The organism is Micromonospora sp. NBRC 101691, from assembly GCF_030269285.1.
Lineage (GTDB): Bacteria > Actinomycetota > Actinomycetes > Mycobacteriales > Micromonosporaceae > Micromonospora > Micromonospora echinospora.
The window spans coordinates 58,921-75,507 of sequence record NZ_BSTB01000017.1 but is presented as its reverse complement, the minus strand read 5'-3'; the positions used below and the strand labels follow the sequence as shown (position 1 = coordinate 75,507).

Annotated in this window: 11 protein-coding genes; 2 read left to right on the top strand and 9 right to left on the bottom strand. The window is 72.9% G+C overall.

All coding sequences use genetic code 11. From position 1 onward, the window contains the following. Window positions 1-15 precede the first annotated feature (15 nt). Both QSK20_RS23520 and QSK20_RS23515 read left to right on the top strand, forming a co-directional pair. Entirely contained in the window at window positions 16-2,565 is a 2,550-nt protein-coding gene (locus QSK20_RS23520) for a DUF4118 domain-containing protein (RefSeq protein ID WP_285790777.1), read from the top strand. Further along, window positions 2,562-3,257: a response regulator gene (locus tag QSK20_RS23515; protein WP_285790776.1), complete on the top strand. Its 696-nt coding sequence runs from the start codon at window positions 2,562-2,564 to the stop codon at window positions 3,255-3,257. Before QSK20_RS23520 ends, QSK20_RS23515 begins: the two co-directional genes overlap by 4 nt. A gap of 37 nt (window positions 3,258-3,294) precedes the next feature. On the opposite strand, the gene QSK20_RS23510 is transcribed toward QSK20_RS23515, so the two are convergent. The 9 genes from QSK20_RS23510 to QSK20_RS23470 are packed head-to-tail and all read right to left on the bottom strand — an operon-like array spanning window position 3,295 to window position 16,389. Further along, complete coding sequence (locus tag QSK20_RS23510) at window positions 3,295-3,768, bottom strand: molybdenum cofactor biosysynthesis protein (RefSeq protein ID WP_285790775.1); 474 nt, start codon at window positions 3,766-3,768, stop codon at window positions 3,295-3,297. A gap of 22 nt (window positions 3,769-3,790) precedes the next feature. Further along, entirely contained in the window at window positions 3,791-5,959 is a 2,169-nt protein-coding gene (locus QSK20_RS23505; RefSeq protein ID WP_285790774.1) for an alpha-glucuronidase, read from the bottom strand. Continuing rightward, the gene (locus tag QSK20_RS23500; RefSeq protein WP_285790773.1) at window positions 5,956-7,989 is read right to left on the bottom strand and encodes a beta-galactosidase; all 2,034 of its coding nucleotides are present in this window, start codon (window positions 7,987-7,989) and stop codon (window positions 5,956-5,958) included. Before QSK20_RS23500 ends, QSK20_RS23505 begins: the two co-directional genes overlap by 4 nt. Continuing rightward, window positions 7,986-8,675, bottom strand: coding sequence for a DUF624 domain-containing protein (locus tag QSK20_RS23495; RefSeq protein WP_285790772.1), 690 nt, complete (start codon window positions 8,673-8,675; stop codon window positions 7,986-7,988). Before QSK20_RS23495 ends, QSK20_RS23500 begins: the two co-directional genes overlap by 4 nt. Beyond that, window positions 8,672-10,249 (bottom strand): GH39 family glycosyl hydrolase, encoded by a 1,578-nt coding sequence (locus tag QSK20_RS23490; RefSeq protein WP_285790771.1) that lies wholly within the window; start codon window positions 10,247-10,249, stop codon window positions 8,672-8,674. Before QSK20_RS23490 ends, QSK20_RS23495 begins: the two co-directional genes overlap by 4 nt. A 50-nt stretch (window positions 10,250-10,299) precedes the next feature. Beyond that, entirely contained in the window at window positions 10,300-11,937 is a 1,638-nt protein-coding gene (locus QSK20_RS23485) for an ABC transporter substrate-binding protein (protein WP_285790770.1), read from the bottom strand. A 45-nt stretch (window positions 11,938-11,982) separates the two neighbouring features. Further along, window positions 11,983-12,906 (bottom strand): carbohydrate ABC transporter permease, encoded by a 924-nt coding sequence (locus QSK20_RS23480; protein WP_285790769.1) that lies wholly within the window; start codon window positions 12,904-12,906, stop codon window positions 11,983-11,985. Next, on the bottom strand, window positions 12,903-13,889 hold the full coding sequence (locus QSK20_RS23475; protein ID WP_285790768.1) for an ABC transporter permease: 987 nt from the start codon (window positions 13,887-13,889) through the stop codon (window positions 12,903-12,905). The genes QSK20_RS23480 and QSK20_RS23475 overlap by 4 nt, the downstream gene beginning before the upstream one ends. A gap of 10 nt (window positions 13,890-13,899) precedes the next feature. Continuing rightward, window positions 13,900-16,389, bottom strand: coding sequence for a glycoside hydrolase family 3 protein (locus tag QSK20_RS23470; RefSeq protein WP_285790767.1), 2,490 nt, complete (start codon window positions 16,387-16,389; stop codon window positions 13,900-13,902). Window positions 16,390-16,587: the final 198 nt, after the last annotated feature.

Below are 16,587 nucleotides of genomic sequence, written 5' to 3'. Positions count from 1 at the left end.
AGGAAGGATGGTGCCGTGTCACGGGGAGAACTGCGCATCTACCTGGGGGCCGCCCCCGGCGTGGGGAAGACCTACGCCATGCTGGAGGAGGCGCGGCGTCGGGCCGAGCGGGGCACCGACGTGGTGGTCGGCCTGGTCGAGACGCACGACCGGCCGCACACCACCGCCATGCTCGACGGCCTGGAGGTCGTCCCCCGTCGCCGGATCACCCACCGGGACGTCGGGTTCACCGAGATGGACCTCGACGCGGTGCTCGCCCGCCGGCCGGAGCTGGCCGTGGTGGACGAGCTGGCCCACACCAACGTGCCCGGCTCCCGCCACGCCAAGCGGTGGCAGGACGTCCAGGAACTGCTCGACGCGGGTATCTCGGTGCTGTCGACGGTGAACATCCAGCACCTCGACTCGCTCAACGACGTGGTCGCCCAGATCACCGGCACCACCCAGCGGGAGACCGTGCCCGACGAGGTCGTCCGCGCGGCCGAGCAGGTCGAACTGGTCGACATGACGCCGCAGGCGCTACGCCGCCGGATGGCACACGGCAACGTCTACCGCCCCGACCGGATCGACGCCGCGCTGGGCAACTACTTCCGGGTCGGCAACCTCACCGCGCTGCGTGAACTGGCGCTGCTCTGGCTCGCCGACAAGGTCGACGAGCAACTCGACGCGTACCGGGCCCAACAGGGCATCCAGGCGACCTGGGAGGCCCGGGAACGGGTGGTGGTCGCGCTCACCGGCGGCCCGGAGGGGGAGACGCTGATCCGGCGGGCCGCCCGGATCGCCGCCCGCAGCAAGGGCGCCGACCTGCTCGCCGTGCACGTCGCCCGCAGCGACGGCCTGGTCGGAGCCGACCCGGCCCGGCTCGCCCGGCAGCGGATCCTGGTGGAGAGCCTCGGGGGCACCTACCACCAGGTGCTCGGCGGCGACGTGCCCGCCGCGCTGCTCGACTTCGCCCGGGGCGTCAACGCCACCCAACTCGTCCTCGGGGCCAGCCGCCGGGCCCGCCTCGCCCACCTGCTCTCCCCGGGTGTCGGGGTCACCACGACCGCCCGGTCCGGGCCGATCGACGTGCACCTGGTCACCCACCCGGAGGCGGGGCGCGGCCGGCGGGCCGGCGCGGTGCCGGCGGCGCTGTCCCGGCGGCGTCGGCTGGTCGGCTTCGCGGTGGCCGTGCTCGGCCTGCCCGCGCTGACCGTGCTGCTCGACGCGCTGCCCGACCTCACCCTCACCAACGACATCCTGATCTTCCTGGCCGCCGTGGTCGGGGTCGCCCTGATCGGTGGCCTCTGGCCGGCCCTGCTCGCCGCGCTCGGCGGCTCCCTGCTGCTCAACTGGTTCTTCACGCCGCCGTTCCGGACGCTGACCATCGCCGAGGGCGACAACCTGCTCGCCCTCGGCGTGTTCGTCGGGGTCGCCGTCGCGGTCAGCGGGGTGGTCGACCTGGCCGCCCGCCGGACCCGGGAGGCGGCCCGGGCGTCCGCCGACGCGCAGACCCTGGCCACCGTGGCGCAGGGAGTGCTGCGCGGGGAACGGCCGCTGCCGGCGCTGCTGGACCGGCTGCGCGAGACCTTCGGCCTGCGCGCGGTCGGCGTGCTCGAACTGACCGCCGAGGCGGAGGGCCGCCCCGACCGGGCCCGCGAGGCGAGCGCCTGGCGGATCGTCGCCGGTGTCGGTGACGCGCCCCCGACCAGCCCGAGCGCGGGGGAGACCACCGTTCCGGTCGACGAACGGCTCACCGTGGTCCTCGCCGGGCGGCGCCTGGACGCCGCCGACCGGCGGGTGGTGGAGGCGTTCGCCGCGCAGGCCGCCGTCGCGCTGCGGCAGGAACGGCTCGCCGAGGAGGCCGCCACCGCCCGTCCGCTGGCCGAGGCCGACCGGATGCGTACCGCGCTGCTCGCCGCCGTCAGCCACGACCTGCGTACCCCGCTGGCCTCGGCCAAGGCCGCCGTGTCCAGCCTCCGCAGCCCGGACGTCGAGTTCGACGCCGAGGACCGGGCGGAACTGCTCGCCACGGCCGACGAGTCCCTCGACCGGCTGGGCCGGCTCGTCGCCAACCTGCTCGACATGAGCCGCCTCCAGGCCGGAGCGCTCGGTGTCGCCGCCACCGCGGTCGGCCTGGAGGACGTCGTGCCCCGGGCGCTGGACGAACTCGGGCCGGTCGCCGGGAACGTCACCACCGACATCCCCGCCGACCTGCCCGCCGCCACCGCCGATCCCGGACTGCTGGAGCGGGTGCTGGTCAACGTCGTCGCCAACGCGCTGCGGCACAGCCCACCCGGACGACCGCCCCGGATCACCGCCAGCGCGCACGCCGGTCAGGTCGAGCTACGGGTGGTCGACACCGGTCCCGGGATCCCCGAGGACCAGTGGGAGCACGTCTTCCTGCCGTTCCAGCGTCTCGGTGACCGGGACAACACCACCGGCGTGGGTCTCGGTCTCGCGCTCTCCCGGGGCCTGACCGAGGCGATGGGCGGCAGCATCACCCCGGAGACCACCCCCGGCGGCGGCCTCACCATGGTGCTGCGGCTGCCCGCCGCGCCACCCCGACCGGAAGGGCCACCGGAGTGACCCGCATCCTCGTCGTCGACGACGAACCGCAGATCCTCCGCGCCCTGCGGATCAACCTACGGGCCCGGGGTTACGACGTCGCCGTGGCCGACACCGGCGCCACGGCGCTGAAGCTCGCCGCCAGCCAGCCGCCCGACCTGGTGGTGCTCGACCTGGGACTGCCCGACCTCGACGGGGTGGACGTCATCCGGGGCCTGCGGGGGTGGACCAGCGTCCCGATCATCGTCCTCTCGGGTCGGGCCGGCAGCCAGGACAAGGTCTCCGCCCTGGACGCGGGCGCCGACGACTACGTCACCAAGCCCTTCGGGATCGACGAACTCCTCGCCCGGATCCGCGCCGTCACCCGCCGCCTGCACGGCGCCGCCGACAACGCGGTCGTCACCGTGCGGATCGGCCGGCACACCGTGAACCTCGCCGACCGTACCGTCACCCGGGACGACGGCACCGACGTCCGGCTGACCCCCACCCAGTGGGGCGTCCTGGAACAGCTGCTGCGTCACCCCGGCAAGCTGGTCAGCCAGCGGCAGCTCCTGCACGACGTGTGGGGGCCGGAGTACCAGAACGAGACCAACTACCTGCGCCAGTACCTGGCCCAACTGCGTCGCAAGCTGGAGGACGACCCGGCCCGCCCCCGCCACCTCGTCACCGAACCCGGCATGGGCTACCGGTTCCGTCCGGACCCGCAGGGGTGACCGGGTTCCCCGGCCGGGCCGGGGCGCCCGGGACGGGTCAGCGGACGACGGTGACCTCGACCGGCCCCACGCGCAGCGTGCCGTCGGTCAGCGGGGTGCAGCGGACGCCGCCCCGGCGGCGCAACGCCTTCCAGGCCCCCGGGCCGATGGTGGCGTCCATCCACGCGCAGGGGTGGGCGGCGCGGTTGACCCGCAGGCTGACCGGTCCCTGGCCCGAGTCGAGGACCAGCACGGACCCGACCAGCTCGTCCACGGCGAGGCCGGCGGTCAGGATGTTGCGCCGGGCCTGCGTCAGGTCGGCCCCGGGTGGCAGGGACTCCCGTGCGATCAGGGTGACGCTCGCGTCGCGGTGGGCGGGCCGGCCGAAGTAGCGGTCGCCGACGATGCCGAGCCCGGCCCGGAGCCGGACCTCCTCGACGATCTCGTCGGGGGCGGCCGGTGCCGGGCCGTCGGCCGGCCGGCCCACGTAACGGTGCACGGGCGAGGCCAGCAACTGGACGATCTCGGGCACGGCGGCGATTCTACGGAGCGGGTCACCAGATCCGCCGGCCGTGCTCGTCCGGCACCCCGGACTTCCGGAAGAAGTAGCTGTTGACCTGGTCCCGCCACTCCGCCGCGCAACGCCGCTGCTCGTCGAGGCGTTCACTCACCCGGGCGTACACCGCCGGGTCGACCAGCCCGGCCAACCGCCGCCACTGCCCGCGCATCGCCTCCACCTGCTCCACCCCGGCGAAGTGGGTGTCGTAGATGTGCTGGATGACGGTGCGACCGCTGCGCAGTACGTGTCCGTACGGCACGTGGTGGAAGAAGAGCAGCAGCTCGTCCGGGCAGCCGTGGAGGTCCTCGTACCGCTCCGACCAGGGCCGTGGATACTGGCCGGTGAAGCCGGTGCCGGTGGCGCGGGTCCGGTCCACGCCGACGCCGTCCCGGTCGGCGAAGTGGTACGTGCCCCACGGGGTGTACTCGTACCCGTCGACGTCCGGGCCGTAGTGGTGCCCGGGGCGGACCATGAAGCCCACGCCCAGCGGGGCGGTGTACCGCTCGTAGGTCCACCAGGAACCGTCCAGCACGGCGTGCAGGGTCCGCCGCACCAACCCCGGGTCACCGGTCGTGGTCGGCGGGAAGGTGAGCCTGATCCACTCGTCCAGGACGGCGACCGGGTCGAGGCCGGGATCCCAGGCGAGCCGGCCGAAGGCGTACAGGTTGGCCTGGGCCAGCGGGTGTCCGGTCCAGAACGGGTCGTCGCCGACGTTGGAGACCCCCACCAGCCCACCGCCCGCCGTCGCGCTCCGGCCCCCGCCCGCGCCGGCCCGACCGTCGCGGGTGGACGCTGCCCCGGCGGCCACGTCGGCCACGGTCGGGCCCTGCGGACCCCACGGCGCGAAGCCCAGGATCTCGCTCCACCACGGACCGAGGTAGCAGACGTGCCGCTGCTGCCCGGTGTACTCCTGGGTCACCTGCACCTCCACCGCGAGCCGGGTGGCCGGCATGGCGGCGAGCACCGGGGAGACCGGCTCCCGGACCTGGAAGTCGATCGGGCCGTGCTTGACCTGGAGGATGACGTTCTCCCGGAACCGTCCGTCGAGCGGGGCGAAGTGGTCGAAGGCGGCCCGGGCCCGGTCGGTGGACCGGTCCCGCCAGTCCTGGCGGTGGTCGTAGACGAACGCCCGCCAGTGCACCACGCCGCCGAACGGGGCCAGCGTCGCGGCCAGCAGGTTCGCCCCGTCGGCGTGGTCACGTCCGTAGGTGAACGGGCCGGGCTGCCCCTCCGAGTCGGCCTTCACCACGTAGCCGCCGAAGTCCGGGATACGGTCGTACACCCGCCGGGTGGCGGCGGCCCACCAGGCGCGGACCGCCGCGTCCAGTGGGTCGGCGTTGGGCAGGCCGCCGAGGACGACCGGAGCGGCGAAGGTGACCGACAGGTGCACCCGCACGCCGTACGGGCGCAGCACGTCGGCGATGGCGGCCACGTCCCCGAGCCGATCGGTGAGCAACCGTGCCCCGCTGGCGTGCACGTTGACGTTGTTCACCGCGACCGCGTTGACCCCGCAGGCCGCCAGCAGCCGTCCGTACTCCCGTACCCGGGTCAGGTCGCCGCGGGCCGCGCCGTCCCGCCAGAAGATCGAACCGCCCGCGTACCCGCGCTCCACCTGCCCGCTCACCGGGTGCACGTCGACGTTGTCCCAGTGGTCGAGCATGCGCCGCGCCAGCGCCGGACGGTGACACTCGACCGGGCGGGCGTCGAACGCGGCCCGGCCGAGGCGGACCAGGTGGAACAGCCCGTACAGCAGGCCGGCCGGCGCGTCGGCGAGCAGCAGCGTGCGGTCACCCGAGCCGGCCAGCAGGAAACCCTCGTCGCCGAGAGGGCTGTCGGCCCGGCCGGTCAACCGGCGTGCCCAGGCCGGCAGGGCGACGGCGTCCCGCAGCGCCAACAGCAGGTCGGCGTCCCCGTCCGGTCCGGCCACCGGCGGTGCGGGCGTCGGGTCGGGAAGCGGCGGCGCGGTGGTCGGGGCGGGGACCGGAACGGCCGCTGGAGCGCGTCGGACCGTGCCGCCGTACCGCGCGCAGACCCGCGCGATCTCGCCGACCACGGTGTCGACCAGCAACCCCGTGCCGTGCACCGTCGTGTGCCGGCGACCGAGCGGCCCGAACGCCTCCGTCGGCAGCCAGGCGGGGTGGACCGTCGGCGCGACGTCGCTCACCGTTCCTCCTTCAGCACCACGACGCCGTACGCCGGCAGCCGCACCGCCCCGCCGTCGGAGATCCGGTCGCCGGTCAGCAGGTCCACGCCAGCGGTGCGGGCGGTCACCTGGACCGGCCGGGCGGCGTGGTTGAGCAGGAACCGCAGCCGGGTGCCGTCCGGCGTGACCCGGACCGTCGACTCCAGGTCCGGCACGTCCGCGTACGGGCCGACCAGGTGGTGGCGCTCCAGCACCCGTCGCAGCACCCAGGACACGCCGGTGGGGTCCAGCCCGGCCGCGACGTACCAGCCCTCACCCGCACCGTACGCGTTGCGGGTGACGGCCGGGGTGCCGGCGTAGAAGTCGGCCCGGTAGGTGCCCACGACCTCGGCCCCCTGCGGCACCACCAGTTCGAAGATCAGTTGGGAGGCGACCTCCACCTGGTCGGGTCCGGTGCCGAGGCGGACCGGGTTGACCACGTCCGCCTCGCGGGCGTCCCACTCGTCGACCCGGACCCCCGTCAGTGGCCCGAGCGGGCCGGGCACGTCGGCCAGGAACGCCTGGTCGTGCTCGTCGACCCGGCCGGACAGGAACGTGGTGACCACCGACCCGCCCCGGGCGGCCACCCCGGCCAGCCGATCGGCCAGGTCACCCCTGACCATGTGCAGCACCGGCGCGACGACCACGTCGTAGCGGGACAGGTCGGCGCTCACCGCCACCACGTCGACGTCGACACCGGCGTCCCACAGCGCCCGGTGGTACGCCAGCACGACCTGCGGGTAACGGACCAGCCGGGACGGGCCGTCGGAGATCTCCAGCGCCCACCAGCTGTCCCAGTCGAACAGCAGCGCCACCCGGGCCGGGGTCCGTGCGCCCAGCGTCGCCCCGCCCAGCCGGTCCAGCTCCGCGCCCAGGTCGGCGACCTCCCGGAACACCCGGGTGTCGGACCGCCCGGCGTGGCCGATCACCGCGCCGTGGTACTTCTCGCACGCCCCCCGCGACGCCCGCAACTGGAAGAACAGCACGGCGTCCGCGCCGTGCGCCACCGCCTGCCAGCTCCACAGCCGCAGCACCCCGGGACGCTTGAGCGGGTTGACGTCCCGGCAGGCGGTGACGCTGGGCGTCTGCTCCATCAGCCAGAACGGCTGCCCGTCCTTCAGGCCGCGCATCAGGTCGTGGGTGAACGCCGTCCGCGCGGCCGAGGTGTCATCCGGCGGGTAGTTGTCCCAGGAGACGAAGTCCAGGTGCGGGGCCCACCGGTGGTAGTCGATCGGCCGGTACATGCCCATCAGGTTGGTGGTGACCGGCAGGTCCGGGCTGGACTCGCGGATGGCGGCCTTCTCGTCGCGGAAGTTGGTCAGCATCGCGTCGGACATGAACCGCAGGTAGTCCAGCGTGATGCCCTGGAACGCGGTGTGGTCCGGGCCGCGCCAGTGCTCGGTCAGCGCCGACGGCGGCTCGATCTCCGCCCAGTCGGTGAAGGTGTGCGACCAGAAGGTGGTGTACCAGGCGGCGTTGAGCGTGTCGAGGGAGCCGTACCGGTCGCGCAGCCAACCCCGGAAGGCGGCGGCGCACAGGTCGCAGTAGCAGGCCCCGCCGTACTCGTTGCCGACGTGCCAGGCCACCACCGCCGGGTTGCCGGCGTAGCGCCGGGCCACCCGGCGGGCCAGTTCGGCGGAGAGCCGACGGAACACCGGAGAGCTGGGGCAGGAGTTGTGCCGCTGCCCGTACCGGTGCCGGCGGCCCTCGAAGTCGGTACGGCACACCTCCGGGTGGGCGCGGGCCAGCCACGCCGGGTGCGCGCCGGTGCCGGTGGCCAGGCAGATCATCCGTCCCTCCGTGGCGGCCCGGTCGACGACCCGGTCCAGCAGCGAGAAGTCGTAGACGTCCGGCGCGGGCTGGGTCAGCGCCCAGTCGAAGACGCCGAGCGTGACGGTGTCGATCCGGGCCAGGTCGAAGAGCTGGTAGTCCTGCTTCCACACGTCCTGCGGCCACTGCTCCGGGTTGTAGTCCCCTCCGAAGGGCACCTTCGCGGTGCGGGGCAGGGTCATGCCGTGAACTCCTTCCCGATCGTGTCGATCATCGGGCCGCTGGTCCAGCCGAGCGCGCCGACGAACACCGCGCCCAGCAGCGCGAGCACCGCCTCCGAGGCGACCGCGGTGACCCCGGCCGCCAGGGCAAGCACGCAGACGTGGCCGAACGTGACACCCGGGGTCCGGACGAGGAAGTACACCGCGAGGCGGGCGACGTCCCGGGTCCGGAACGTGAACACCGAGGTGATCACCAGCGCGTTGGTCCCGACCAGGACCGCCGCCCCGGCGACGGCGACCAGCGACACCGCCCACCAGCCGGGGAGGCCGACGGCCCAGCGGTGGGCGAGGTCGACCGCGACGACGGTCAGCCACAGCAGCAGCGGGAGCCAGACCCGCAGCACCGGGCCGAGGTTGACCCGCCAGCCCCGCCAGAACAGGGCGGCGGGCCGCAGGTCGGTCAGGTCCGGGCGCTGGTGTCGCAGCGCGTACAGGGCGGCGGCGACGGCCGGGCCGAGCGGGATCGCGCAGACCGCCGCCAGCGGCAGGTTGCTGACGTCCCGGGCGAGCAGCACCAGCCCGACCAGCCCCGGCAGGGTGGTGAGCACCAGCAGCGCCTCGACCACCAGCAGGGTGTGGACCAGCGCCGCGACCCGGGAGAGGGGACCGTCGCCGAACTGCCGCCAGGTGGGCGCGGTGTCGCTCACGGCTGCTCCGCCCGGTCGGTCCGGTCGCCGCCCGGGTGCGGGCCGGCGTCGCCCCCGGCGCGGCCGGGCAGTCCGAACAGGCGGCCCTCGTCCCACCACGGTGGGGTCTCGTCGCGGACCGGAGACACCTCGACCAGGGTCACCTCGTGCCGGGCGAGGGTGAGGTCCACCGCGACCCGGCCGTCGACGACCGGGAGGCTCCGGTGGGTACGGGCCGGCTCGGCGGCCTCCCGCAGCACGTCGAGCTGACGGGGACGCGGCGACCGGGGCCGGCCCAGCTCGCACCAGGCCCGCCAGGCGTTGCCGCTCTCCTCGCTGACCGACGAGCGCAGCACGAACGCCGACGTCGCCCCGGGCACGTCGAGCGGTACCGACAGCGCCAGGGCGTGCCGGTCGACCGGTTCCCGTCCGGTGACGTCCACCGGCGCCCAGGCCAGCACCGTCACCCGTCCGGTGTCGTCCCGGGTGACCAGGTGGTCGGTGCCCCGGGCCAGGATCTGGTCGCCGAGCCGCGCCATGAACGCGTACAGGTGGTAGGTCGGTTTCCTGACCTGCCGGTGGGTGAGCAGCCCGAAGCCGCCGTGGAACGGCGCGGTCGGCACCCCCTCCTCCTCGAACATGTCACTGAACGTCCAGTAGGAGAACGAGTCGACCAGGTCGCCGCCGGCGGCCACCACCGGTGCCAGGTACGCGGCGTGGAAGGCGGTGTCGTGGATCGGGTTGTCCGGCCGGTAGGAGGAGTTGAACTCGGTGATGTGCACCGGCAGGTCGGCCAGCGGGGTGTGTGCCAGGTGCCGCCGGGGCGCGGCGAACTGGTCGAGCAGGCTGGCCGCCGGGGCGAGGGTCTGGTGGGTGCCGAACGGCACGTGCTGCGCCGGGCCGGAAGTGTAGGCGTGCCGGCTGACGAAGTCGACCGGCACCGCGCGGGCGGTGACGAACTCGGCGAACGGCAGCAGCCACTCGTCCGCGCCGGGGGAGATGGCCGGTCCGCCGACCTGGAGGTCGGCGTCCACCTCCTTGACCGCGTGCGCGGTCACCTCGTACAGCCGGTGGTAGGCCTCCCGGTCGGCGCCGGCCCAGAACGCGGTCAGGTTGGGCTCGTTCCACACCTCGATCGGCCAGCGGCGCACCTCCTCGACGCCGTACCGGTCGACCAGGTGCGCGACGGTGGTCCGGACCAGGTCGGCCCACTCGGTCCAGGACGCCGGTGGGGTGACGTTGCCGCGCCACCAGAACACCGTCTGGTCGCCGGAGGCCAGCCCGGACGGCATGAACCCCAGCTCCACGAAGGGCCGGATCCCCAGCTCCAGGTACGCGTCGACGACCTGGTCGACGTACGTGAAGGCGTACCGGACGCGGGGTGCGCCCTGGTACGCGTACCGGCGGTGCACGCCGACGCCGTCGCTGAGCAGGCCGTGCCCCCGGATGTGCCGGAAGCCGATCTCCCGCTGCACCAGGGCGAGTGACTCCTGGTGGTCGCGTCGCAGGGCCAGGTCGAACCGGCCGGTGCCCACGCAGGCCCGCCACGCGTCGCCGAGCCGGCCGGTGGGCTGGTCGGGGATCCGGATCCGCATCGTCGTCCTCTCCTGCGCACCGGGCCCGCTGTCCCGGACCCGACCGGGAATCAGCCGTTGTCCTTCTGGAAGCGGTCGTGGGCCTTGTTGACCAGGTCGATGTACTGATCGGCGTTCTTCGCCCGCAGTTCGGAGACGTACGCGTCCCACTCGGTGAGGGGACGCTGCCCGAGGATGAACTTGAGCGTGTTCTGGGTGACGTGGTCCTTCAGCGGGGTCTCCCAGAGCGACGCCTGTTCCCGCTCCTCGTCGGTGAACGGGTACGGCGGCGCGACCGCCTTCGGCTGCCGGGCGTCCATCACCTTCTGGAACTCCTGCTCCTCGGGCGAGAAGAACGACCGCATCAGGTCGGTGCTACCGCCGTAGGCGGCGAACACGCCGTTGTAGAAACCGAAGTCCTTCTGGAGGTGCTTGGTGGCCTTCGGGTTGAGTCCGACGACGTTGACGTCCGGCGTGAGCGTCGGCTTGCCGGCGGCGTCCTTCGTGTACGTCGTCCCCTCGACGCCCCACCGGGCGAACTCCTGGCCGGCGTCGGAGTACCAGAGCCAGTCGATGAACTGCATCATCGCCACGAAGTGCTCGCTCTCCCGGGCCTTCTTGGAGATCATGATGCCGCTCTCCAGGCGGGTCTCCGGGTTGATCTCCCCGGCCGGACCGAGCGGCAACGGGATCTTCACCAGCCGGGCGTTCGGCTGGGTCTTCGCCAGGTCCGGCCGGTTGTCGTTGACCAGGGTCTGCGCGTTCGCGCCGATGACGAACGACTTGCCGTTGGCGAGTTTCTGCCGGGCGGCCTCGTCGCTCTGGGTGAAGCTCTCCGGGTCCAGCAACCCCTCGGCGACCAGCTTGTGCAGGTACTCGATCATCTGCTTGTACTGCTCGCTGCCGCCGGTGTAGGCGAACCGCTTCGCGGCCGGGTCCCAGGTGGCGTGCTGGTAGTTCCAGCCGGCCTGGGTGCCGTAGGAACTGCCGAGGATGTTCAGCAGGGCGCCGCCCGGGGTCGGTTTGCTCCACCGGTCGGAGAACGGGTACGTGTCCGGGTAGCGCGTCTTCATCGCCTTGAGCACGCCGTACAGATCGTCCCAGGTCTTCGGCACGGCCAGGCCGAGCTGGTCGAGGATGTCGACCCGCACCGCCAGCGAGTAGTCCTGGATGGGCTTCTCGCGCAGACCGGGCAGCAGGTAGAACTTGCCGTCCGACTGCCGTAGCGAGTCGATCTCCGGTTGCAGGTTCCAGGTGGCGACCCGGTCCTTGAAGTGGGGCATCAGGTCCAGGTAGTCGCTGACCGGGAGGATCGCGCCGGAGGAGACGAAGGCGTTCTCCTGCGGGTGGTACGTCTTCGGAATGATCATCGGGGCGTCCCCCGCGCCGATCAGCAGGCTGCGCTTCTGCTCGTAGTCGCTCAGCGGCACGGCCACCGGTTCGAGCGTGACGTTGGTCCGCTTGACCAGCTCCGACCAGAACAGCCACTCCTTCTTGAGCGGGTAGTTCGGGTGGTTGTTGTAGAGGACGGAGAAGGAGACCGGCGCGGTGGCCTTGAACTGGTCGCCGACGCCGTACTCGGCCATCGCGCCGGCCCGGTTCCCGGTGAGGTCCTTCGCCTCGGGCGAGTCCTCGGAGCAGGCGGCGAGGCTGAGCGTGAGCAGACCGGCCGCGACCACCGCCGCGCGGCGCCACGTTCTGTGGACCATGGCTCGTCCTTTCGGTTCGGGTAGTGGTGGGGTGGGTGGAGCCGGTCAGCCCTTGACCGCGCCGAGCATGACCCCGGACACGAAGTACCGCTGGACGAAGGGATAGACCAGCAGGATCGGCAGCGTGGTGAGCACGATGGTGACGGACTGGAGGGTGGCGGCGGCCTGGACCGCGTCGGCGTCGGCGACCCCGCCGGCCGACCCCGCGCCGGTGGCCCCGGCGATCAGGTTGCGCAGGTAGACCGTGACCGGGAACAACTCCTGCCGGTCCAGGTAGAGGAACGCGGTGAACCACGAGTTCCAGAAGGACACCGCGTAGAACAGCACCATGGTGGCGATGATCGCCTTCGACAGCGGCAGCACGATCCGCAGCAGGATGCCGTACGTGTCCAGTCCGTCGACGGCGGCGGCCTCCTCCAACTCGGTCGGCAGGCTCTCGAAGAACGCCTTCATCACCAGCAGGTTGAACACGTTGATCGCGTTGGGTACGACCACCGCCCAGATGGTGTTCTTCATGCCCAGGCTGGTGATCAGCACGTAGTGGGGGATCAGCCCGCCGGAGAAGAACATGGTGAACACCGCGACGCCGACCAGCGCGCCCCGGCCCCGGAGGTCCCGCTTCGACAACACGTACGCGTAGCAGGTGGTCAGCACGATCGCGATGGCGGTGGCGACGACCGTGTAGACCACGGTATTGCGGTAGTTCGTCCAGAACAGCGGATCGGACGTCACCAGCTTGTACGAGGTCAGGTCGAACCCGCGCGGGACGAGGTTCACCTTCCCCGCGATGATGTACGCCTCGTCGCTGAGCGACCGGGCGACGATGGTGACGAACGGGTACAGCGTCACGATCACGACGACGGTCAGGACGATCGCGTTGACCGCCTGGAACACCCGGTACCCCCGGGTCGGCCGGGGTCCCCGCGGCCGGCGGGCCCGCTGCCGGTCCGTCCCGGTGTCCACGGTCACCACAGGCTCGTCCCCACCGTGCGCCGGGAGATGGTGTTCGCGGTGAGCACCAGGATCAGCCCGATCAGGGCCTCGAACAGCCCGATCGCCGCGGCGTAGCTGAAGTTGCTGGACTCGAAGCCCATCCGGTACAGGTACGTGGAGATGACGTCGGCGGTCGGGTAGGTCAACGGGTTGTAGAGCAGCAGGATCTTCTCGAACCCGACCGCCATGAACGTGCCGATGTTGAGGATCAGCAGGGTCACCATCGTCGGCCGGATGCCCGGCAGGGTGACGTGCCAGGTCTGCCGCCAGCGGTTCGCGCCGTCGATCCGGGCCGCCTCGTAGAGGTCGTCGTCGATCGTGGTCAGCGCGGCGAGGTAGAGGATCGTGCCCCAGCCGACGGTCTGCCAGACCTCCGAGGAGACGTAGACGGTGCGGAACCACTCCGGCCGTTGCAGGAAGGGCACCTCCTCGCCGCCGAACGCGCCGACGATCTGGTTCACCGTGCCGTCCACCGAGAGCAACTGCATCACCATCGCCGCCACGATCACGACGGAGAGGAAGTGCGGCAGGTAGGACACCGACTGGACGAACCGCTTGAGCCGCCGGGCCCGGACCTCGTTGAGCAGCAGCGCCAGCACGATCGGCAGCGGAAAGCAGAACAGCAGGGTCAACGTGCCCAGGACCAGGGTGTTGGTGAACACCTCCCAGAACGTGGGGTCGGCGAGGAACATCCGGACGTACCGCAGGCCGACCCACCGTTCGCCGAAGATGCTGCCCCCGGGTTCGAAGCGCCGGAAGGCGATCACGTTCCCGGCCATCGGCAGATACCGGAAGACCAGGAAGAACAGCAGCGGCAGGACGGCCAGGGAGTAGAGCTGCCAGTCCCGCCGCAGCGTCCGCCGCCAGCCGTACCGGGGCCGGCGACGGCCGGCGGCACCGCCGGACGGCAGGGCGCGGCCCCGGTCCGGTGGTGGGCGCAGCACGCCGGGAGCGCGCATCGTGGACCCCCTAGCCGTGATGGGTAGGGACGGGTTCGACCCGGGCGGTCGACAGCAGCCGCCGGTGGTGGCCGACCTCGCGCTCGGGGCCCACCAGGCGCAGCGGCAGGGCGGCGACCACCTCGGCGCTGGACCGGGAGAGTCGCAGCTCCACGTCGCCGGGCTCGACGACGCGCCGACCGTGCACGCCGGTGAAGGACGTGACGTCGGCGGGCACCTCGAAGGCGACCCGCGCCGCCGCGCCCGCCGCCAGCGGCACCCGGACGTAACCGACCAGGCGGACCACCGGTCGGGTGGTCTGCGCGACCGGGTCGTGCAGGTAGAGCTGGACGACCTCGGTGCCGGGACGGGTACCGGTGTTCCGGACGGTGACCTCGACGCGGACCTCGCCGTCGACCGCCCAGTCGACCGGCCGGCCGCTCCCGGGCGTCGGCGTGCCGCCGTCGGTCTCCGGCCCACCGTCGATTCCCGGTCCACCGTCGGTCTCCGGTCGGCCCCCGTCGGTCTCCGCAGCGTCGGCGACCGGCGGGTCGGTGGGGTTCCGGACGGTCGGGTCGCGCCAGTCGAAGCTGGTGTAGCCGAGGCCGTGGCCGAACGGGAAGGCCGGCGTGGGGTCGACCGACGACACCTCGGAGCGGCGGCCCAGGACGGGGGAGAGGTAGGTGCCCGGCAGTCCGCCCGCGTCCCGGGGCACACCGACCGGCAGCCGCCCGGACGGGTTCACCGCGCCGGTGAGCACCTCGGCCACCGCCTGCGCGCCCCGCTGCCCGGGGAAGAAGGCCTGCACGACGGCGGCGGCCCGGTCGAATTCGGAACCGAGCGCGTACGGCCGCCCGCTGAGCAGCACCAGGACCACCGGGGTGCCGGTGGCGAGCACGGCGCGGACCAGTTCGCTCTGCACGCCGGGCAGCCGCAGGTCGACCGCGTCGCAGCCCTCGCCGGAGGTGCCCCGGCCGAACATGCCGGCGCGGTCCCCGACGGCCAGCACGCACACGTCGGCGTCGGCCGCCGCGGCGACCGCCGCCGGGATGCCCGAGGTGTCCTCGCCGGTGACCGCGCAGCCGGGCACGTGACCGAGCTGCGGGTGCAGCTCGGCGAGGGCGTCACGCAGCGAGGGGATGTCCACGCCCGTGTCGTGCCCGGGATGCCGCACCCCCACGTGCAGGGGGAAGGAGTAGCAGCCCAGCAGGGCCATCGGGTCGTCGGCGACCGGGCCGACGAGCGCGACGCGTCGCCCGGGGGCCAGCGGCAGCAGCCCGCCGTCGTTGCGCAGCAGGACGACCGACTCGCGGGCCAGACGCAGCGCGACGTCCCGGTCGTCCTCGTCGTCGAACACGAGGCCGTCGAGACCGTCGGGGTACGGCTGCCACTCCTCGTCGAGCAGGCCGAGTTCGATCTTCTGCACGAGCACCCGGCGCAGCGCGCGGTCGACGAGCGCCTCCTCGACCGCACCGGAGCGGACCGCCGCCACCAGCGGGGCGCCGAAGGCGTCCACGGTGGGCAGTTCGACATCGATGCCGGCGCGCAGCGCGAGCCGGGCGGCATCCGCCGGTCCGGCGGCCACGCCGTGCAGGGTCTCCAGGAAACGGACGGCGAAGTAGTCCGCCACGACCGTGCCGCTGAACCCCCACTCGTCGCGGAGTACCCGGGTCAACAGGTGTTCGTCGGCGGCGACGGGCACCCCGTCGATCTCGGCGTAGGAGTGCATCACCGAGCGGGCGCCGCCCAGCCGCAGCGCCATCTCGAACGGCGGCAGGATGACGTCGGCGAGTTCCCGTCGGCCCATCGACACCGGGGCCAGGTTGCGTCCGCCCCGGGACGCCGAGTAGCCGGCGAAGTGCTTGCAGGTGGCGACCACCCCGGCGGACTCCAGACCCCGGACGTACGCCGCGCCGGCCGTCCCGACCAGGTACGGGTCCTCGCCGATCGTCTCCTCGGTGCGGCCCCACCGGTAGTCACGGGTCACGTCCAGCACCGGGGCGAGGCCCTGGTGGACCCCGGCGGCGCGCATGGACCGGCCGATCCGGTGCGCCATCTCCTCGACCAGCTCGGGGTCGAAGGACGCGCCCCAGCTCAGCGGCGCGGGGTAGACGGTCGCACGCCAGGCGGCGAAGCCGGTGAGGCACTCCTCGTGCACCTGGGCCGGGATCCCGAACCGGCTGGTCGCCACGATCCGTGCCTGGGCCGTGGCCAGTGAGCGTGCCCCCTGGACCGGGTCGACCGGCGCGGTGCCGAAGGGCCGGGTGAGTTGACCGAGCCCGTGGCGGATGACGGCGTCCCACGACAACCCGCTGTCGACCATGTCGGCCTGGTGCGGGGCGACCCCCTCCCCGGAGGCGTCCGCGCCCACCCAGACGCCGACGAGCTGGGCGATCTTCTCCTCCAGGGTCATCAACGGGATGAGCGCGTCGGCCCGTTCGGCGGGGGACCGGGTCCGGTCCCGCCACCGGTCGGTGGCGGGGGAGGCCGGGCTGTCGTCGACGGGCAACAGGCTCTCCATGCCACACCCTTCCGGTCGGTGCCGGCGAACCGCCCCGGTGGGGTCGACCGTCACACGTGGTCGCCGGCCTGGGTTCCCGAAAAGTTTCGGAGAACGTTCCGGCGCTCGTGTCGGGCAACTTATGGGGATCGATCGGACCTGTCAAGGCATGGAACAGCCTGCTGGTAGGCGATGTACGGCGTCCGGCTGCCCTGACCG